This is a genomic window from Singulisphaera rosea (genome assembly GCF_054877945.1).
The window spans coordinates 286,084-306,957 of record NZ_JBTYIP020000007.1; the positions used below are offsets into that span (position 1 = coordinate 286,084).

Consider the following 20,874-nt stretch of genomic DNA (forward strand, 5'->3'; position numbering starts at 1 on the left):
GATGGCCGGAAAGTCTCGCATGCGACGGGAGACGCGAGGTGCTATTCAACACCGCAATCGGCAGAGGTGCGTGACCGGGGGGGGAAATTCGTCGATCCGGGGGGGGTAGGCGTGATGGAAGACGATCGCCGTCGCCGAAGGCGGGAAACCCAGCAGACTCAGGCCCGATTCGACGAGTCCTGAGCCATCGTCGTCCCCCTCTTCCTCATCGACGCCCTGCGAGAGGACGATGAGGGCCGCGGGGCCAATCCGTTCCAGCCGGGTGGTGTTACGGAGCTGGCGACCCAGCAGGCCTCCGACAAAAGTCCCCTGCTCGGCCGACGATTCCACGGAGGCTTCCCACGCGAGGAGCAACGGCCCCCAGGGCCATGCCATCAGCATGACCAGTGCGTAAGCCAGTGGATGGCGCGAGATGGGAAATCGGCCCACGATCGATCAATCCGGATTTGACTGTGTGCGGGAAGACGCAACATCGGTTGGCGATACCGCTCTATCGTACGCCATGCCTTACCCCTTTGTGCAGAGAATTCTTAAACGGATTTTCGGAATCTCATACGATTCCGCACTTGACAACGGCACTCCGAGTCCTTCCCTTCCAACGACGTATCAATTAGGAGGTTGTGACGGGAAGAAATCGAGTTGCGATCGAGATTTGACCCCGCCAATCGTGCCGGTTAGCATGGCTGTGAACGAAGTTCAACCCGCCTGTGGCACGTCCCTACCGAGGTCACGCGCATGTTTCGCATTGATGCCGCCAAGCCGGTCCATTTCTGCGATGGCCTGACTCGTCGTGACTTCCTGCACGCGGGTTCTCTCGCCGCGCTCGGACTCGGCCTGCCCACGATGGGTGCCCTCGAAGCCCAGGGGGCCGTGGCCAAGGGCCGGGAGATGAACTGCATCCTGCTCTTCCTCGTCGGCGGCCCTTCGCAGCTCGATACCTGGGACATGAAGCCCGACGCTCCCGAAGAAATCCGGGGGCCGTTCCGCCCGATCGAGACGAATGTCGCGGGGATCCAGGTGAGCGAGATCTTCCCTCGACTTTCAAGGATGATGGATCGCGTCGCGCTCGTCCGGTCGGTCTACCACACCGCCGCGGCCGTCCACGACACCGGGCATCAAATGATGCAGACCGGTCGACTCTTTACCGGGGGTATCGAACACCCCCACTACGGCTGCACGGTGGCGAAACTCGAAGGGGCGAAGGGCGACATGCCCCCCAACGTCCTGCTCCCCAAGCCGATCGGCCCGACCGGGGGCAACCTGCCGCACGGCCACTCGGCCGGTTATCTCGGCAAGACCTACGACCCCTTCATCCTGAACGCCGACCCGAACGACAAGGCGTTCAAGATCCCCGACCTGCTCCCCCCCGAATACGTCACCTCGGTCCGCGAGGCGCGTCGTCGCTCGCTCCGGGCGGCGATTGACGGGTCGGTCGCGGCGTTCGAGCAGTCGGCCGACGCCAGGCTCCTGGACGCGAACTTCGAGGGCGCTTTCAAGCTGATGTCGAGCCCGGCCGCACGCGAGGCCTTCGAGCTCAAGGCCGAGCCCGACGCCCTCCGCGACCGTTACGGCCGGACCCGATTCGGCCAGAGCTGCCTCCTCGCTCGACGCCTGATCGAACGTGGCGTGCGCTTCGTGACCGTGAACATGTTCGAGACCGTTTTCAACGAGATCACCTGGGACATCCACGGCTCCGCCCCCTTCAGCCCGATCGAGTGCTATAAGAACGAAGTCGGGCCGAACTTCGACACGGCCTACTCGGCCTTGATCGAGGACCTATCGAGGCGAGGGATGCTCGAGAACACCATGATCCTCGCCTTCGGTGAATTCGGGAGGACCCCCAAGGTGAATCCGGCGGGGGGTCGCGACCACCATCCGGCGTGCTGGACGGTGCTCTTCTCGGGTGGGCCGATCAAGGGGGGCCAGGCCGTCGGCGCGTCCGACGAGACCGGGTATGCCCCGAAGGATCGGCCGGTGACCCCGGCCGAGATCGCCGCGACCGTCTACCAGGGGCTGGGAATCAGCCTCGACACCGAGCTCCCAGGTCCCCAGGGGCGACCGCTCCGCATCGTCGACCATGGGGTCGAACCGATCCAGGAATTGTTCTAATCCGACGCGGGCCTCGACATGGTCGAGGTCCGCCGACCATCCCCACCGGCCCGCTAGCACCCGACGACATCCCTCCAAACCGCCCCGAGAGGCCTCCTTCATGCTCAGGCTCCCCTGCGCGACGGTCCTCCTCATCGCCCTCTCCACCGGGACGGTCGTCGGGGCCGGCCTCGAGATCCTGCCGGCTTCGATCCGCCTCGTCGGCCCGAATTCCCACCAGCAACTCCTCGTCGAAGGGCACGCGGCCGATTCGTTCTCCAGTGATGAGACCTCCCGGGCCGTCTTCGAGTCGAGCAACCCTAAGATCGTTGCGGTCGGGGCCGATGGCCGGCTCACTCCGGTGGGCGACGGCCTGGCCACGATCTCCGCCAAGGTGGGGTCGGAGGTGACAACGGCCTCGGTCTCGGTCGAGGGAATCGCCCAGGAGTTCCCCTGGAGCTTCAAGAATCATGTGCTCGCGGTCATGACGAAGACTGGATGCAACTCGGGCGCCTGCCACGGAGCCGCCGCGGGGAAGAACGGCTTCCGACTGACCCTGCGCGGATACGGGCCGGAGGTCGACTACGACGTCCTGACGAGGCAAGCCCTGGGCCGTCGGATCGTGAAGTCGGCCCCGGCCGAGAGCCTCCTGCTTCTCAAGCCCACCGGGGTCATCGACCACGGCGGAGGCGTCCGATTTGCGCCTGACTCACTCGAGTACCGTGTCATCGCTGAGTGGATCGCGTCGGGCATGCCGCGTCCCCGCTCGGACGAGTCGACGATCGTCGGCCTCAAGGTCTTCCCCGAATCCGCCCGACTCACCGTCGGGCAGACTCAGCAAGTCATCGTCCAGGCCGCGTTCTCGGACGGGCACCTCGAGGACGTCACCCGTTGGGCCAAGTTCGCCAGTACCGACGACACGGTGGCCCACGTCGACGACCTCGGCAAGGTGAAGGTCGAAGGGCATGGTGAAGCATCCGTCACCGTCTGGTACGCGAGCCTCGTCCAGCGAACCACGATCACGTCACCCTACGAGACGACGATCGATCCCAAGATCTTCGCCGACGCTCCGCGCCATAACCCGATCGACGTAAAGAACCTGTCCAAGCTCCAGTCGCTCCGAATCATTCCTTCGCCCGACGCCGGCGACGCGGCCTTCCTCCGCCGCGCCTATGTCGACGCAACGGGGACCCTGCCGCCCGGCGACCAGGTCGATGCCTTCCTCGCAGACAAGAACCCCGAGAAGCGGAAAATCCTGGTCGAGCGTCTGCTCGCGAGTCCCGAGGCGATCGACTACTGGGCCTATAAGTGGTCGGACCTCCTGCTCGTTTCGTCTCAGAAGCTCCCGGCCCCCGCGGTCTGGTCGTTCTATCGGTTCGTGCGCAAATCCGTCGCCGACAACGTCCCCTGGGATCAGTTCGCCCGGTCGGTCCTCACGGCGAAGGGGAGCAGTCTGCGCAATGGCGCGGCCAACTACTTCGTCCTGCACCGCGACCCCGTCGACCTGACGGAGAGTTCGAGCATGGCCTTCCTCGGGCTCTCGCTCACATGCGCCCGATGCCACAACCATCCGATGGAGAAGTGGACACAGGATCAATACTACGGTGTCGCCAACCTCTTCTCCCGGGTCCAGCTCAAGGACGGCGGCTCGATGGGTGACGTCGTGGTCATGGCCTCGCCCGAGGGCGACATTCGCCACCCGAGGACGGGCCGGATCGAAACGCCTCGGCCCCTCGACGCCAAGGGTGTCTCCCTCGACTGGCGCGGCGACCGTCGCGAATCCTTCGCCGACTGGCTGGGCCAGCCCGACAATCCTTACTTCTCTCGGGCGATCGTGAATCGCGTCTGGCGGAACTTCTTCGGGAAAGGGTTGATCAACCCTGAGGACGACCTGAGAGCCACGAATCCCGCGAGCGACGAGCCGTTGATGGATTGGCTCGTCGAGGACTTCCAGGCCCATCACTTCGACATCCAGCACCTGATTCGGACGATCATGACGTCGGCCGTCTACGCCCGTTCGAGCCTCCCCCTCGCCGGGAACGGGTCCGACGTCAAGTTCCTCAGCCACTACCCGGTCGAACGCCTCCCGGCCGAGGTTTTGCTCGACGCGATCTCGAAGGTCACCGACGTTCCAACCTCGTTCAACGGCTACCCTTCGGGATGGCGGAGCCTGCAACTGCCCGACACGAAACTCGAGAGCACCTTCCTGAGCTCGTTCGGGAGGCCAGAACGCGTGAGCACGTGCTCGTGCGAACGATCGTCGGAACCTTCGATGTCGCAGGCCTTGCACCTCGCCAATGGCGCGACGATCAATGAGAAACTCCGGAGCGACCAGGGGATCGTCGCGCGAATCCTCGCGTCGAAGGCGACCGACGGCGAGATCCTCGACCGCCTCTTCCTGTCCGCCCTGACACGCCACCCGACCGACGCCGAGCGGACGAAGCTCAACCAGATCCTCGCCGAGGCCTCCGCCGGGCAGGGCGATCCGAAGGCGGCCGCCGACGCGAGGCGTCAGGCCGTCGAAGACCTGTACTGGGCCACGTTGACGGGCAATGAATTCCTGTTCAACCACTGAAATGCGAAGGTAGACCCACTGGACCGACCCAACGCTCGTCCCTTCCCGCGATCAAGCCCGACGCGGCCCTTTTTGGATGAGACGTCCCTGAGCCATTCGCGAGGGAATCCCATGGATCGCATCGGACCGACCTTCCCGCTCATCGTGCTGGGGGTCGCTTTGATCGCCGCCGACGAGCCGCCGAAATCGGTGAGCTTCCGCGAACAGGTCGCACCGATCCTGGTCAAGTCGTGTCTGGGTTGTCACAACACCAAGAAACCGGCCGGGGGCCTCGACCTCTCCACGTTCGCCCTGCTGAAGAAAGGGGGAAAGACGGGAGGTGATTCGATCCTCGTGGCCGGCGACGCCGACGCCAGCGAGCTCATCGAAGTCGTGCGGCCCGACGCGTCGCCACGGATGCCGTACAAGCAACCGCCGTTGAGAAATGCTGAGATCCAAACCCTCGAGCGTTGGGTCAAGGAAGGCGCGAAGTTCGACGGCCCCTCGGAATCCGACACGCCGATCGCCTCGCTCTACGACCCGCTCAAGGGGTTGCCCGTCGTCCCGCTCAAATCCCCGGCTTTGGACGCAGTGACGTCGCTCGCGTACTCACCCGACGGGAAGCTCCTCGCCGCCGCCGAAGGGCATAAGGTCGTCCTGTACGACGCCGCGACGGCCAAGCCCGAGGCCACGCTCGACGACCATCCCGGCCCCTTGACGACGGTCGTGTTGACGCCGGATGGCGCGACCCTATTCGCCCTGGGTGGTCGGCCCGGGATGTTCGGCAGCATCACCGCCTGGGACCTCGCCTCGAAGTCCAAGAGATTCGAGCTTCGCGGCCACTCGGACACGATCCTCGGAGCCTCCCTTTCTCCGGACGGGAAGATGCTGGCGACTGCCAGTTATGACCGTCTGATCCTGCTCTGGGACGTCGCGAAACGGGCGGAGATCCGGACGCTCAAGGACCACACCGACGCCGTCTATTCCGTGGCGTTCTCACCGGACGGCCGCCAACTCGCGACGGCCGGGGCCGACCGGACGGTCAAGCTCTGGGATGTCGCCAGCGGAGCACGAACGAAAACCCTCTCGGACGCGACGGCAGAGCTCTACGCGGTGACCTTCGACCGCTCCGGTGATCTCGTCATCGCCGGGGGAGTCGACCGCTCGATCCGCGCCTGGCGAGCCAAAGATGAAGCCGCCCCCCTGCTCCGCTCGGTCTTCGCCCACGACGGGGCGATCCTCCGTCTCATTGTCTCGTCCGACGGGAAGACCCTCGCGTCCTGCGGTGAGGACAAGGACGTGAAACTCTGGGACCTCCCCGAACTCAAGGCACGGGCCGCGCTGAGCGACCAGTCCGACTGGCCGCAAGGTCTCGCCATCGACCCGAGCGGCAGGGCCCTCGCGGTCGGCCGCTATGACGGCTCCCTCGCGATTTTCGACGCCACGTCGACGAAGCTTACCCGAGACCTCAAGTCGGCCTCGACGACCAATCCGACGCCCTCGAAACCCGAGCTCGCTCGCAACGCCACCCTCGGCGCACCGAGCCCCCAGGGTGCCTCGCGGGGCACGACGCGACGAGTCACACTCAGCGGCCTCGGCGTCGGCCGGACAACGCGGCTGATCTTCGCGGAACCGGGGCTCTCCGGGACGATCCTTCCCTCGGCGAAGCCCGACCCCAATCGGCTCGAGGTCGACATCTCGATCGCACCTAGCGCCCGTGTGGGGAACCATCAGCTCACCGTGGCCACTCCTCTGGGGATCCCGGCGTTTCAATCCTTCGCGGTCTCGCCCCACGCCGAATCCGCGGAGGTCGAGCCCAATGACGACCCGGCGAAGCCCAAGGCCATCTCGCTCCCGGCGACACTGATCGGGACGATCGATAAGCCGGGGGATGTCGATCACTTCAAATTCCACGCGAAGGCCGGGGAATCGCTCGTGTTGGAGGTCGTCGCCAAGGCGCTCGGCTCGGGCCTCCTCGCCTCGCTGGCGATTCTCGACTCCGAGGGGAAGACGCTCGCCGAAGCCGCCCCTCCTGATGGTGTCACCGACCCGGTCCTGACGGTCACCGTGCCACGAGAGGGAGACCTGGTCCTCCGGGTCGCCGACGCCGATTATGCGGGATCGGCCAATCACTTTTATCGAATTAACGTCTCCTCGTCTCCCTATCTCACGGATGTCTTCCCGCTTGGTATTCGGTCGGGAGAATCCTCGACCGTCCGTGTCGCGGGGTTGAATCTGGGGGGGGCCGAGGAGATCACGATGCACCCTCCCGCCGACACTCAAGTTGGCCAGATTCTCGACGTCCCCGCGCACGGGTCGGATGGGACTTCGCCGATCAACCGACGGACCGTGGTCGTGGGCGACGGCACGCAACGCGTCGAGAGCTCGACTGACGCCAACGATCGGCCCGAGGGGGCAGAGTCGCTCGGGGTGCCCGGCGGGTTCTCCGGGAGGATCGAGCACGATGGGGATGTCGATTTCCTTCGTTTCGACGCGAAGAAGGGGCAACGGCTGATCGTCGAGGTCTTCGGTCGTCGGCTGGGGAGTCCGCTCGACTCGGTGATCGAGATTTTGGATGCGAAAGGAAACCCCGTCCCACGCGCGGTGCTCCGCCCGATCGACCAGACCGAGGTCGCCTTCCGAGACCACACCTCGTCCGCGAGCGGGATTCGACTGACGCGTTGGAACAACCTCGCGATAAACGACTTCCTCCTCTTCGGCCGGGAATTGACCCGGATCAAGGCGTTGCCAAGAAACCCGGACGACGACTGCCAGATGTGGACGGCGCAAGGGACTCGATCGGCGTTCCTCGAGACGACGCCCGAGCACCACCCGATGGCACAGCCGATCTACAAGGTCGAGATCCATCCCCCCGGCTCGGTCTTCCCCCCCGGCGGCGTCCCCTCGATGACGGTGAACTACCGCAACGACGACGGTGGTGCCGGCTTGCAAAAGGACTCGCGACTGAGCTTCGACCCGCCGGCCGACGGGACGTACCTTGTACGCGTCGAGGACGTCCGAAGCCTGGGCGGCCACTTGTTTGGATATCACCTGGTCGTCCGCAAGCCTCACCCCGGCTACACCTTCGCCTTGAACACGAACAACCCGAACGTGCCGCGGGGCGGAACGACCTTATTGACCGCGAGCATCACTCGGATCGACGGTTTCGAGGCACCCGTGGCCGTCGAACTCGAAGGACTCCCTTCCGGAGTGACGGCGACGAACGGCCGGATCGAAGCGGGCGAGGAGACGACGCTGGTCGCCCTCTCCGCCGACGCCTCCGCCCCCGCTTACTCGGCGCCTACGTGGACCGCGGTCGCCCGCGCCCTGGTACCGGAATCGTCGTCGTCGACACGCCCGGAATCGTCGTCGTCGACACGCGACGAGTTGGTCCGCAAGCTCGACCCGGGCGGGGCCGACGGAGGATGGATCACGGTCACCCCCGCGCCCAATCTCACGGTCGTCGCGACCCCGAAGCGGGTCGTGATCCGGCCCGGGCAACAAGTGACGATGTCCCTCAAAGTCGATCGAGGGCCGGCATTTAAGGGACGTGTCCCCATCGACGTCCGAAACCTTCCCCAAGGGGTTCGGGTCTTGAACATCGGCCTGAACGGGGTCCTCGTGACCGAAGCCCAAGTCGAGAGGACGGTGACGATCTACGCCGACCCCTGGGTGAAGCCGATGGAGCGACCATTCTTCGCGGTCGGTCGGGCCGAGGCCGCGGGGATGGAGCATAGCTCACCGGCCATAAGCCTGGAGGTCACTCAAGGTCCGGCGGCCCCTAGCCTCTCTTCGACAAGAGGGCGGCCTTGAGCCAAAACCGTCACTCGGGTTACCTTCAACGTTTCAAGGGAGCGAGCCCGACATCGGCCGAAGTCGGTTCCCTAACGACCATCCATGGACGCCCGAGGCCTTCGATTCCCTCCCCGTCGAGACCGGCGCCTCGTCTCATGATTGACGCGGCTCATCCTTTCCAACGACTCGCACAGGGAGCCTGAATGCCTCGACCGACATGGCCCCAGCGCGTCCCCGTCGTCACCAACGCGCCGAAGCACGCCAGGCTGATGTTGCTGGCGGTGCTGCACCAGTGGAATCGGCACCAGGCGTTCCGGGTCGTCGCGGCGATGATGCTGGCATGGCTAATCGGCAGCGTCGGGATCCACCTGGCGGAGCGCGGCGACAACGAACAATTCAACACCTGGAGCGAGTCGTTCTTCAGCGTCTGGTTGATGCTCTTCAGCGGCCTTGACAATCCGCCGAAGACCCTCGCCGGACGCCTCCTCGCCATGCTCCTGCTCGGGACCGGCGTCGGCCTCGCCGGCCTCTTCACGGGGACCGTGGCTTCGATCCTGGTCGAGAACCAACTCCGGAGACGCGACGTGTCCCACTTCGAGATGGACGACCACCTCGTCCTATGCAACTGGGGCCCGCGCGGGCTCGCCTGGATCCGCGAGGTCCACAGCAAGATCATCCAGGACAAGCGGCCCGTCGTGATCATCCACGACGACACCGAGCAGATCGACCTCCCCGACAAGCAGGACGACGCCGCCTTCAATGACGTCTACATCGTCAGGGGCGACCCGACGAACGAAGTCATCCTCCGCCGCGCAAGGGTCTCGACCGCGCACTCCGTCGTGGTCCTGCTAGACGATCGGCAGGGCGATTACGCCGACGGCAAGTCGATCCTGACATGTATCGCCATTCGCGACATCACCAAGGGGAGCGGCCTCCCGAACATCGCCGTCGAGTGCCGCAACCCGGAAAACCGGCACCGCCTCCTCAGGGCGGGTGCCGACGAGATCATCTCGTCGGACGAACTCGGACTTCGACTCCTCGCCCGTACCGCGATCTACCACGGGATGACCCGGGTCTATCAAGAGTTGCTGACCGTCGGACGCGACGCGAACGAGATGTACCTCTTCCCGATCCCCGAGGAGCTCGTCGGACGGGACTTCGTCGAGATTTCGAGTATGTTTCTCAGGTATCGTGAAGACAAACGTTCCTGCCTGCTCGTCGGCCTCCAGCGCGGGGAGATGATGATCCTCAACCCCGTGGCGGGAGAGGCCGGGCCCCTCCGACGCGACGACCAACTCATCCTCCTCGGGCGGGTCTTCCTCAACTCAGCCCAAGCCTTGCCGACTGTTCCTCCGATCACACCTAGCTCGAACTCCGGGACGTGAGGATCGATCAAAACATCCCGACCGGGCACGGTTGTCGCGAGTTTACGTTTGACCTCAACCTAATTTCTGTCGTAAGCTTCGAGAACTTGCACTAGAATGCTATGACAGCCGCCGTCTTCGGGAAATGACCCCGGCATTGATCCAGGAACGACGGCGCCCGCGACTCGACATCGAGACTCCTTCGGCTCGCAAAGAGAGGGAGGTCGACGCACCTCAATCCGGAGATGAAGGCGATGAGCGGCCTATTGAACTGGTTCGCTGGGAACGGGCGGTACATGTCGCTCTCCCACTGTATGGGCGACGACTGGTTCTGGATCACATCCACGGTCCTCCTCGATTTCATCATTGCCTCGGGCTACGTCGTCATCGCCCTGCACTGGCGATGGAATGAGGCCATGCTGAAACAAAGCCCCGCCAAAGACGCGTTGTGCTATTTGAAAAACATCTTCGTCTTCTGCGGGCTCTGCGGCTATATCTTCATACCCGTCAAGATGTTCTGGCCGGCCTGGAGGCTCTACGACGTCTTCCTCACCGTCCTGGCTTATTACACCTGGCGCTACGCCTGGCGAGCACGCGACCTCAAGGTCGTTTACCAGGAGCTCGTTCGCACCGTCAAGCTCGCCGAGGACCTCGAACAGTCGCGCGAGGAAGGACGTCGAAAGAGCTACTTCCTGAATGCGATCAGCCATGACATGAAGACCCCGCTCAATGGGATGATGCTCCAGGCCGAGCTCGCCGACGTCAGCCTTGATTCCGAGGATCCCGTGGCGGTTCGCGAGGCCCTCTCGGAGATCAAGGCGTGTGCGAGGACGACCGCCAACCTCCTGGACCGCTTCCTCGAGATCGGACGGCTCGACTGGTCGAGGGAACCGTCTCAGGTCGAACGGATCAATGTGGCGGAGATGCTCCAGCAGATCGTGAGGCAGTCTCGCCCTCACGCCGAACTGAAAGGGCTTCGCGTGCTTTACGAGTGCGACGAATCCCTGTTCGTCTCGATGGACCGGCTCAAGGTCGAACGGATCTTGTCGAACTTCATCGACAATGCCATCAAGTTCACCGAGATCGGCCATATCCGAATGGCAGCCGAGCAGTCTGACGAGGGGATCCAACTCGTCGTCGAAGATACCGGAGAAGGGATCAAGCCCGAGGACCAGACGCTGATCTTCGACGATTTCACCCAAATCCATAATCGTGAACGGGATAGCCGCAAAGGCTTCGGGCTCGGGCTTGGGATCGCCAGGCGACTCGCCCATCAACTCGGCGGCGAGCTCTCCGTGGAAAGCGAGCCCGGCGCCGGTAGCCGGTTCATCCTCAGCCTCCCCTGGCCCGCCTGTCGCGAGTCCCCCGCACTGGCGGGCGTCGACGGCCTTTCGCCGACCTTCGCCGAGACTTCCCCCGCCCCCTTTGTCTGACGCCTCTCAAGTCGGCGGGGGGTCCGAAGCGTGAACTTCGGACCGCCTCCCCGTTCAAGTTACAATCGCATCGAGCTCACTCTGGATCGCCCGGATCAGCGGCACCAGTGTCTCTTCGCGGAAGTCGAAGCGGATTCCCGCCGAAGTGAACAACTCGGGAAGCGGTCGGGAACCTCCGACGGCCAGGGCCCGGCGATAGTCGGCCACGGCCCCGGCTCTGTCGGTCAGCGATCGGACCCAGATCTGAAGCGCACCGAGCTGCGCGATCCCGTACTCGATGTAATAGAACGGGTAAAGGAAGATGTGCAACTGCCTATGCCAGGAGTGTGCTCGAGCCTCCTCGTAGCCGGACCAGTCCACGATGCCGCCGAAACGGTCGAGGAGGTTGTTCCAGGCGGCCTGTCGATCGGCGCGGGTGTGGTCGGGGTTGGCGTAGATCCAGTGCTGGAACGCGTCGACCGTGGCGATCCAGGGTAGGATGAGGACGATCCCCTCGAGGAGCTGGCGGTACGACCGATCGGAGTCTGCGTCGCCATAGAACCGTTCGAGATTCTTTGCCCCGAGCAGTTCCATCGACATCGAGGCCACCTCACAGAACTCGATCGGGCTATCACGGTACGCCGCGATCGTCTCGGCCCGACTCGCGAGGGCGTGGAAGGCATGGCCTCCTTCGTGAAGCAGGGTGCGGACGTCGCCGTCGACGCCGACCGCGTTCATGAAGATGAACGGGAGTCGCGACTCTTCGAGGGTCGTCTGGTAGCCGCCGGGAGCCTTTCCCTTGCGATTCTCCAGGTCGAGCAGGCCGTGAGTCCGGAGGTAGGAGAACTGCTGGCCGAGCTCGGGGTCAACTCCAGCGAAGATGGCCTCGGCCCCTTCCGCGAGGTGGTTGCCATCCTGGAAAGGACGCAGCGGAGAACGGCCGAGCGGGTCGACGTTCAGGTCCCACGGACGTAACCTGTCGACCCCGAGTGCGAGGCGACGCTCCTCCTGGAGTCGACGCGCCAGCGGTACCACGACCTTTTCGATCGCATTCTGAAAGGCGACCGCCTCGGGGACGCCATAGTCGAAGCGTTCGCGGACGCGATAGGCATACGCCACGTAGTCGGGGAATCCGGCTTCCTCCGCGATCGCCCTTCGAAGGGTGAGCATCTGGTCGAAGAGACCGTCGAGGGCTTCGCGATCGACGAGCCGACGACTCGCCGTCAATTCCCAGGCGGATCGGCGCAGCTCGCGGTCGGCCTCTTCCAGGTAAGGGGCCATCTGGGCAGGGGTTCGCTCCTGCCCCTGAAAATTGACCGTCATGGCGCCGATGAGCTTCTGATACCGCTGCTCAAGCTCGGCGAGTTCGGTCTCGCGCTGAATGTTGGCCTCGCGATAGAGCGATCGGCGATTCTCCTGGGCCCGATCGAAAACGAGGTAGCGCTCCCTGGGCAACTCGGCGCGATAGGGCGAGTCGAGGTAACGCTCGCGGATCTGATTCTGGAGCGGCTTGAGCCTCGGTTCGATCTCGCGGACGAAGGCGAGGTGGTCGGCCTCGCGTTCGGCATCGTCGGTCTGGCAGGTCATCGCGACGTAACGCTCGACGCCGAGCTGTCCCACGGCCGCGTTGAGTTCTCCCACGTCCGCGAGCCAACCTTCGAGCTCGGCCGTCGAGCCGATCGGGCGGTCGATGAGTTGGCGATACCAGGGCTCGATCGCGTCCCAGTTCGTCAACACGGCATCCGCCGGCAGCCAGAGCCTCGGGAACGTTTCGGGATGATATTCGTTTGAAGTCGTTGTCATGAGCCAGAACCAATCCCTTCCGTGCATCGACGGTCAACGGTCAGGCCACGGACGCCTGCACGAGCCAGAGTCCAACCCAGAGCCACCCGGTCATCGTCGCGGTGGCAACTCCGAGGACAACGGCGGTCGCCGCCATCGCCTCGGCATGGGCCGAGAGGCCCTTGGCCTCCCCCAGGGCGCCAAGAGTTTGGAAGAGCGCGAGGAGGGCCGTCGTGCCCATGGCGATTTCTCCGAGGCCCGTTAAGAAAACGACGACCGCAACCCGCCCCACCGGGTCTCGGGTCATGCTCAGCACGACCGACAGCACGAGGATGATCACGACCAGGTGCCAGAGCCGCATCGTCTCCTCTCGGGCCGTGAGTGGGCCACGCCAGGGGTATCAGCCAGGGTTTCGTCCGCGCCAGGGGCCGAGCCCGCCCGATTTTAGGCGCTTCTCTTGGAAGGGCCAACGCTTCGTCGAGGAACCGGTCGCGTTTTCCAGGACGAAGGAAGCCTAGCCGGGAATCACTTCCTGCGATCAGGAGTCGGGACGCGATCGCGGGGGACAAGGCACCAGTGGATCGCCTCGAGCTCGGAGAGGCCCGAGGGGACGGGATCAACCCCATCCCTTGTACCGACAAGTCGGTCGTGGAGCTGTTTCCGAAGTCTCGCCTTGACCGCGTCGAGGTCCGCACGCGAACCGAGGTCGGTCGACTCTTCGGGGTCGGCGACGAGGTCGTAGAGCCGTTCGTAAGGCCCCGGCAGCGGATCCGTGGTGACGTAGCCATCTTGTCGGATCCGACGACCCGTACCGACGATCAGCTTGTAACGCGACGAGCGGACCATGGCCTCCTCGTTCTCGAGATACTCGCTAAAGACGTGGTCCCGACCGAGGCCTCCAGATCGGCCCTCGAGCAGAGGTCTCAGGCTTTCCCCATGGAGATTGGACGGCTTGCGCTGCCCGAGGAGGTCGAGTAGCGTGGGTAGCAGATCGACGAGCTCGACCATCTCGAGGACCCGGCGTTCGGCGGGAATCCGCCCGGTCCAACGGATCAGCAGAGGCACCCGCACCGCCGGCTCGTAGAAACAATGCTTCTCGAACCGACCGTGCTGGCCAACCATGTAACCATTGTCTCCGAGGTAGACCACGATGGTATCGGTCCCGTGCCCCGAGGCGTCGACCGCGTCAACGATTCGGCCGACTTGCTCGTCGAGGAATGAACTGGCCGTGTAGTAAGCCTGTTGGATCCCGCGCGATTCGTCGGGAGTCAGGCCGGTGAAGATGAGCGGCAGGTTGGACCGCTCCGCCTCGGAGACTGGAAACGGTGTGAACTGATCCGCGCGGAACCGGCCCTCCCACTCACGAGGGAATCGGAACGGCGAGTGTGGGTCATAGAAGCCGACAACCAAGGCAAACGGACGGTCGTGGGGCCGATTCACGAATTCGATCGCCCGGTCGGCGAAAAATTTCGAGTCCATCGCCGATGCCGGCAAGCCGACCGAGGCGCAGGACGCGTTGAGCCAGACCGACGCAGGATCCTTGAACGGCCTCCAGCTTCGCCTCCGGTCGCCTCCTTCGGGCGGGCGGGCCCTGAGCTCTGCCTCCCAATCGCCGAGGTCGATCCTATCGGCGAATCCGTGCGAGGACTTGCCATTGAAGTGCATCTTGCCGAAGGCCGCCGTCTCGTACCCAAGCCCGCCGAGCCAATCCCCGAGCGTCACCGCCGAGTCAGGCAGCGGCGTCGAAAGCTGGGTAACGCCCACCGCGTGGGGCAGCCTTCCCGTGATGAACGACTGCCGGCTCGGCGTGCAGACCGGAGCGTTGCAGAACGCCCGGTCGAACCGCACGCCCGCTCGAGCCAATGCGTCCAGGTGGGGCGTCGCCCGCCTCGAGTCCCCGTCGATCCCCAGGGTGCCGCCGCCGTGGTCGTCGCCTATCAGGATCACTAGGTTCGGCCCTTTCGGGGGTGTTACATCAACTCGCTGCCCCAAGGCATGTCGAGGGATATTCCCCGCATGAAGGAGGGCGACGTAGACGAGCAGGCGAGCGATGTCACGGGTGCGAGCACGGCGGACGTTCCGAATTCCCATGATCCTCTCCCGTATCCCCTTGATCGCAAAGCCGGGCCCGATGGCGGTTCTCTTGGGTGGCGAGCACACCCCGTGCGGATCCTCTACCTTGGCTATCGACAACAGAAAGTCAACTCGATTCGCCGCGAGGCGGGCGATGACCGGGGAGGGGTGAACTCCGTTCCTGATCATGGGAACGGCCCCTGGGACCTACGACTCAATCGCATTGCGACACGTCCGTGATCGGGATATCGTGAATTCTCCTCGATGAAGGACGCCACTACGGTCCAAGCATTCAACGGAGTCTCGGCCATGTCCAGCGAGACGTCGATCTGCCCCCACTGCCAGGCGGAGATCCCGAAGAGGGCGGCTCCCGTCGCCTTATGCCCGGCATGCGACAAGCCCCTGGATGCGAGGACGACCTTCCAACCGAAAACGTCGAGGTCGCGAAAGAAACTTTGGGGCGTCGTCTCCGCGCTCACCCTGATGGTAGTCGTGTTCGAGGTCTGGCTGACTCAAGGGGACCACGCATCAACTCTTCTCGATGCCATGCCCAAGGGCGTGCAAGCTCGGGTCGCTCAGGATCCCCCTTCGGCGGATCCCGAACCGAAAGCCTCCACCACGCGCCGCAAGCCCGCAGACCCCAACGCGGTGAAGAGCTCGATCTCGATCTCGAACGGCAAGGGCACCGACAAGGACGGCCCACCGAGGCCCCTCTTCGCACTCGGGCGACTGAACTTTCCCGAGCCCGGCGACACCGACTTCGGTCTCATATTCCATGAGATCTTCCGCCAGTCGGTCTTGATGACGGCCCGCGAGGACCTCGGCGCGAGGACTCGCGACGAGTCGCTGGGCGAGGCGACTCCCACCGACGTCCCCGCGGCGACCTTCGAGCTCCACTCCATACGCCGGACCGGGCAGCCCATCCTCGTGTCGATCCGTCGCACGAACGATACGGAGGGTGAGCCCTTGTGGTCGGCGGAAATCCCGCAGAAGGATCCCGCCGAGATCGAGCTCCTCTCGGTCGTCGAACGTGCGGGAGCTCTGGCTCGAGAACAGCTCCCCGAGGTCCTGAAGTCGTTGGGTTTGGAGTCGCGAGCGACCCCGGCGAGCGACACGAAGGGGACGCTGGCCGAGGAGGTGGAACGCCGGCTCAACCAGCTGACCTTCACCGAGCAGTTTGCCGCCGTCCGGGCGATCCATGAAGAGATCCGTAGGCAGGGCGAGTCCCCCTCGAGGATCGGGGGGCTGATCCGCGGCTACGCCAACCTCGGCGTCCTCACCGAATTCCACTGGAACGCGGCGAACCGCGCGTTCAAGGCCCGCGCCCTGGTCGAGGCCCAGCGTTGGCTCACCCGAGAGCCCGACTCACCCGTCGCCCTCGAACACCGCGCTTACGCCCTGGCCCTCGCCGGCCTGCACAAGAACGCACTCCACGACCTTGAGCGGGCGAAGTCAAAGAGGGCTGGAAAACCCGGCCCCGATTGGTCGGAGTGGGTCGGGAAGTATTGCCGATTCGAGACCACGTCGCTCGCTTCGGATGGAAACGGCCCGAATGGCCAGCTCGCCATGTTGCTGGCGTTCCTGACGGTCGAGACGACGTCCGGAGTGTCGAGGTCCATCGAACTCGCGCAAAGGCTCTTGAAACAGAATCCCGAGTGCTACCGGGTGCACGACGCGCTCTGCCAAATCGGCGGGATCTCCACCCTCCATACCGCCACGCTCCTTGGGATGCAGGTCTTTACGACCGAGCTGCCGAAGCGGCTCAAGGCCCAGGCCGGCCTGCCAAGGCGCTCCGAAGCCCTAGTTAAAGAGAACGCCCACGAGGCGAAGATTGCGGCCGCCCTGATCGACGAGGGACGCGACGATCGAGGTGAGCTCACGTGGAGCGTGCTGGGCCGAATGATGCGCGAGGTCCGCTTCGCCCAAGTCTGGCGACGCCTGGACTTCATGCGTGACAAGTGGTGCGTCCCCGTCGCCGACTTCTTCGACGAGGCCAGGCCGCTTGTTGCGGACCATCCCTATCGACCGTTCCTCCAAAGTTACGTGGTCGACGCCGCCCACGATAAGCCCCTCATGAGGGAGCTCCTCCTCTCGATCACGATCCCCGACTTCGAGCCGACCGAATTCCCTTACACCTGGGCGTGCACCTACGCGGGTGTCGACAACGTCCGGGTGGAAGGACTGAAGACCCAGATCTGGGTCCGTACCGATTCCGTCTACCGCGACGTGTTGCGCTACCAGGGAAATTCACAGTCCCCGCTGAGCCCCGACGCGGCCCGACGGCTCGAGCGCGTCAGCCCCCACTCTCCCTGGGTCCGGACCGGGTTGATCCGGACCGATTGGGCCCACGTCGAGTCGCATGCAAGGGAATGGGAAGCGGCCTCGGGCGACCATCCCGAGGTTCTCATTGCTCTCGGTTACAAATACATCGATGCCAAAAAGTGGGAGGACGCCCGGCGCTGCCTGACCCGGAGCCTGGAGCTCTCGCCCGACAAGACTCCCTACGAACTCCTCGCCCGCACTTACAAGGAGCAGGGGGACCTGGCGAAGTGGCAGGAAACGCTCGAACGGTTCCTCGAGCGCCAGGAAGACACCGGGCTCGACCATGCCCGGGTCCAGGTCGACCTCGCGAATCATTTCATGGACCAGGGACAGTGGGAGAAAGCAAAGCCGTATGCCGATGCCGCCGCTCAAACGTGGGCCTCCTGGGCGATGGAGTGTGCGAGCCGATGTCACGAGGGCCTCAAGGATTACGACGAGGGCGTACTCTGGGCAAGCCGGGTCTCCCAACGCTATCCGGAGCAGAGTTGGGCGTTCTGGGTCGGCTTCTGCAAAAGGACCGGGCACGGCGACTTCGAGGCCGCACGAGACCTGGCCTATCGCCAGGTCGAATCGATCGCGGATCGTGCGGGTGCCCGGGAACGTATGACCATTGGTTTCCTCTACCTGCTCTGTGGCGACCGGGAGAAAGCTCTCTATGCCTTCCGTTCGGTCGTCGACGACCAGTACACCGCGCCGGCCTTGCTCGCGACCGCTTTCACCGCGGATGCGCTGGGAGGTTCGCAGCTTCGCGACGAATCGTTCGCGAATTTCGTGAACGGCCCCAAGACCAAACAACTGGGTACTGCACGGCTCTGTAGCTACTTCATGGAGGTTCTCAAGCTCGGGGACTCGGGTCACATCGACCTGAAAATTATCGACGAAATCCTTGGAAAGGTCGTCAAGGAGGGCCAGGCGAACGCCTCGTTCATGGCGGGGTGGTTCCTCCTGCTCCATGATTCGCCCGAGCACGCGAAGATCTACCTTCAGCGTGCGATCGACGCCCGAGAGACGTACGACTGGTATCGCGCACTCGCGCAGGATGCCCTTCGGAGCCCGCCCGGCGGGATGGGACGGCCAACGGCAGAGCCCGCGGTTGAGGCCGCGCCGAAGTCCTGACGACCCGGGACGGGATCATCCTTTCTCGCGGTCCTCGTTGCGAGGGTTCCCCATCGCGAGACCCCAAAGTGGTGAAGGAGAGCGGTGAACGCGATTGGGAGAGTCCGCTCCGGCCGGCCGAACCGCTACGTCGGTAGGGCGTTACCCCCTTTGCGCTGGGGAGCGATTGGTTATACTGAGGCGTAGTTCCCCCGCCTTCAGGAACGGCCTTCGGCCGCGTCTCGGGCCGGACCACGGTCGCAGGACGTCTTTCCTCGAGCTTTTGCCGAGGTGTTGCGTGAGACACCGGCCTTCCCAGGTCAACCGCCGTGATCTCTTGAGACTCCGGCGTCGGCGCCAGGATGGACCTTCGATCCCTTCGAGCGACGAACCGGTTTCCTCGAGCGACCTGCTCCGCGTGGGGCGCCCCGGGATGGGCTCGTTCTTCGAAGTCCGCATCGCGGCCAACACCCCCGGCGGTGCTGACCTTGGAGGGCGGGCCCTCGACAGGATCGACGAGCTCGAGCAGCAGTTGACCGTCTACCGCGACGACTCCGAGGTGAGCCGGCTCAACGCGACGGCTCACGAAGGTGGCGTGGTCGTCGAGGGCGGTTTGTTCCGGCTTCTCGAGCTCGCGGTGTCGATCTCCGAACGGACCGGCGGGGCGTATGACGTGTCCGCAGGTGCACTTTCCGAGGCCTGGGGGTTCTTCCGAGGCCCTCGACGCGTCCCCGACGCCGCAACGCTCGCCGACGCGAGGGCCAGGACCGGCCGGCACCACCTCCGGCTCGATCCCGAGCGCCAGGCCGTCTCCTTCGACCGACCTGGCGTGGTGATCAACCTGGGGAGCATCGGCAAGGGCTATGCGATCGACCGAGCGGTCGACGTGATCAAGGCCCACTGGTGGCCAACGACGGCCCTCATCCACGGCGGCCGATCGAGCGTTTTCGCTCTCGGATCCCCCCCCGGCCGATTCGGTGGACGCTGGGAGCTCGCGATCTGGAACCCGTTCGCGCCTGAAACGCCGCTCGGCCTCGTCCGCCTGAGGAACCGAGGGATGGGGACGTCGGGCGTCGGCTTCCAGCAATTCGAGGTCGACGGCCGGGTCTATGGCCACATCCTCGACCCGAGGACCGGCGAGCCGGCCCTCGGCCCCGCGAGCGTGACCGTCCTGGCACCCTCGGCCGCCGAGGCCGACGCCCTCTCGACGGCCTTCTACCTCCTCGGCCCGGCCGCGGCCGAGGCCTATGCCGCCGACCATCCCGAAGTCGGCGCGGTCTTCGTTGAAGAAGGCCCCGCCGACGGCTCGCCGAAAGTCGTCGTCATCAACTTGAATGACGACGATTTCCGGCAAGGCCCCTGACCGACCGCGCGGGTCGACCCTCGATCGCTTCGAGGTCCCCCTCGCCCTGAGCAAAAGGAGGACTCCCCTGGCTGCCTCGCGATCGTACTATCCCGGATTCCTCGGGGCGCTTTTCCTCGTGCTCCTGCGGATCGCCATCGGCTGGCACTTCCTCTACGAAGGCCTGGAGAAGGTCGAGTCGACCCACAAGGGGACGAAGCCCTTCTCGGCCGAAGTCTACTTGAGGAACTCGGCCGGGCCGCTCGCCCCGTATTTCCGAGGACTCGTCCCCGACGTCAACAGCCTCGCGAAACTCGACCCCGTTCGGCTCAAGGAGTCGTGGGCTGCCGACGTCGAGCGGATCGGGAATCACTTCAACTTCGACAATGAGCAACGAGAACGATCGCGCGCGATCCTGAAGAAGGCGGAATCCGACGTCGACGTCTGGTTCCAGGACAAGGCCGAGACCGAGAAGCGGCTCAAGTATTACCACGATCTGAGACAGGTCCAGGCGATCGAACACAATCCCAATGCCCTCTCGTATGAAAGGGAGCGTGCCGCGGCCCGCCGCAAGGACCTGGAGGTCGACCGCAAGAAACTGATCGAGCCGATCGACGCGATCGGATCCGCACTCCGCGAGGCCATCGCCAAGCCGCTCCCCGACCAGATCGCCGCGGACGGTCCTTACGTGCCCGAACGCACCTCGATCGATTGGATCAACCTCTCGACGATGTGGGGCCTGGTAATCATGGGCACCTGCCTGATCCTCGGCTTCCTGACGCCGCTCGCGGCGCTGGCCGGCGCGGTCTTCCTCGGGCAGATCTACCTGAGCATGCCCCCCTGGCCCGGCCTGCCCCCCAACCCGATGGCCGAAGGGCACTACTTCATCGTGAACAAGAACCTGATCGAGATGCTCGCCTGCCTGTACATCGCGTTCACGCCGAGCGGCCGATGGATCGGGTTCGACGCCATCCTCTCCGGTTGGATCCGAGGCCGGTTCTCCGGCCAATCCGACGACCTCGCCCCGGAATGAGCCTTCCGGGGCCG

At 64.6% G+C, this 20,874-nt stretch carries 12 protein-coding genes; 8 read left to right on the forward strand and 4 right to left on the reverse strand.

What is annotated here, in order from left to right; translation table 11 throughout:
- Nucleotides 1–45 precede the first annotated feature (45 nt).
- The gene (locus tag ACYOEI_RS15525) at nucleotides 46–429 is read right to left on the reverse strand and encodes a hypothetical protein (RefSeq protein WP_462850424.1); all 384 of its coding nucleotides are present in this window, start codon (nucleotides 427–429) and stop codon (nucleotides 46–48) included.
- 306 nt (nucleotides 430–735) lie between these two features.
- Between ACYOEI_RS15525 and ACYOEI_RS15530 the strand changes: the two genes are divergently transcribed.
- From ACYOEI_RS15530 to ACYOEI_RS15550, 5 genes are all read left to right on the forward strand, one after another.
- Nucleotides 736–2,109, forward strand: a complete 1,374-nt coding sequence (locus tag ACYOEI_RS15530) for a DUF1501 domain-containing protein (protein WP_462850425.1) — start codon at nucleotides 736–738, stop codon at nucleotides 2,107–2,109.
- 100 nt (nucleotides 2,110–2,209) lie between these two features.
- Nucleotides 2,210–4,663 (forward strand): DUF1553 domain-containing protein, encoded by a 2,454-nt coding sequence (locus ACYOEI_RS15535; protein WP_462850426.1) that lies wholly within the window; start codon nucleotides 2,210–2,212, stop codon nucleotides 4,661–4,663.
- A gap of 111 nt (nucleotides 4,664–4,774) precedes the next feature.
- Nucleotides 4,775–8,455 carry a c-type cytochrome domain-containing protein gene (locus ACYOEI_RS15540; protein ID WP_462850427.1) on the forward strand — a complete coding sequence of 1,227 codons (3,681 nt, stop codon included), beginning with the start codon at nucleotides 4,775–4,777 and terminating at the stop codon, nucleotides 8,453–8,455.
- 185 nt (nucleotides 8,456–8,640) lie between these two features.
- Nucleotides 8,641–9,822 (forward strand): potassium channel family protein, encoded by a 1,182-nt coding sequence (locus tag ACYOEI_RS15545; protein WP_462850428.1) that lies wholly within the window; start codon nucleotides 8,641–8,643, stop codon nucleotides 9,820–9,822.
- Nucleotides 9,823–10,055: 233 nt separating this feature from the next.
- Nucleotides 10,056–11,234 carry a sensor histidine kinase gene (locus tag ACYOEI_RS15550; protein WP_462850429.1) on the forward strand — a complete coding sequence of 393 codons (1,179 nt, stop codon included), beginning with the start codon at nucleotides 10,056–10,058 and terminating at the stop codon, nucleotides 11,232–11,234.
- A gap of 54 nt (nucleotides 11,235–11,288) precedes the next feature.
- Here ACYOEI_RS15550 and ACYOEI_RS15555 read toward each other — a convergent pair whose 3' ends face one another.
- From ACYOEI_RS15555 to ACYOEI_RS15565, 3 genes are all read right to left on the reverse strand, one after another.
- On the reverse strand, nucleotides 11,289–13,016 hold the full coding sequence (locus tag ACYOEI_RS15555) for a M3 family oligoendopeptidase (RefSeq protein ID WP_462850430.1): 1,728 nt from the start codon (nucleotides 13,014–13,016) through the stop codon (nucleotides 11,289–11,291).
- Nucleotides 13,017–13,056: 40 nt separating this feature from the next.
- Entirely contained in the window at nucleotides 13,057–13,356 is a 300-nt protein-coding gene (locus tag ACYOEI_RS15560; protein ID WP_462850431.1) for a hypothetical protein, read from the reverse strand.
- A gap of 164 nt (nucleotides 13,357–13,520) precedes the next feature.
- Nucleotides 13,521–15,086 carry a sulfatase family protein gene (locus ACYOEI_RS15565; protein ID WP_462850432.1) on the reverse strand — a complete coding sequence of 522 codons (1,566 nt, stop codon included), beginning with the start codon at nucleotides 15,084–15,086 and terminating at the stop codon, nucleotides 13,521–13,523.
- 291 nt (nucleotides 15,087–15,377) lie between these two features.
- Here ACYOEI_RS15565 and ACYOEI_RS15570 point away from each other — a divergent pair, with 291 nt between their 5' ends.
- The 3 genes from ACYOEI_RS15570 (at nucleotide 15,378) to ACYOEI_RS15580 (ending at nucleotide 20,860) form a co-directional block, all read left to right on the forward strand.
- Complete coding sequence (locus tag ACYOEI_RS15570; RefSeq protein WP_462850433.1) at nucleotides 15,378–18,506, forward strand: hypothetical protein; 3,129 nt, start codon at nucleotides 15,378–15,380, stop codon at nucleotides 18,504–18,506.
- Nucleotides 18,507–18,918: 412 nt separating this feature from the next.
- The gene (locus ACYOEI_RS15575) at nucleotides 18,919–19,848 is read left to right on the forward strand and encodes an FAD:protein FMN transferase (protein ID WP_462850434.1); all 930 of its coding nucleotides are present in this window, start codon (nucleotides 18,919–18,921) and stop codon (nucleotides 19,846–19,848) included.
- Complete coding sequence (locus ACYOEI_RS15580; protein WP_462850435.1) at nucleotides 19,820–20,860, forward strand: DoxX family protein; 1,041 nt, start codon at nucleotides 19,820–19,822, stop codon at nucleotides 20,858–20,860. The genes ACYOEI_RS15575 and ACYOEI_RS15580 overlap by 29 nt, the downstream gene beginning before the upstream one ends.
- The last annotated feature ends 14 nt before the right edge of the window (nucleotides 20,861–20,874 follow it).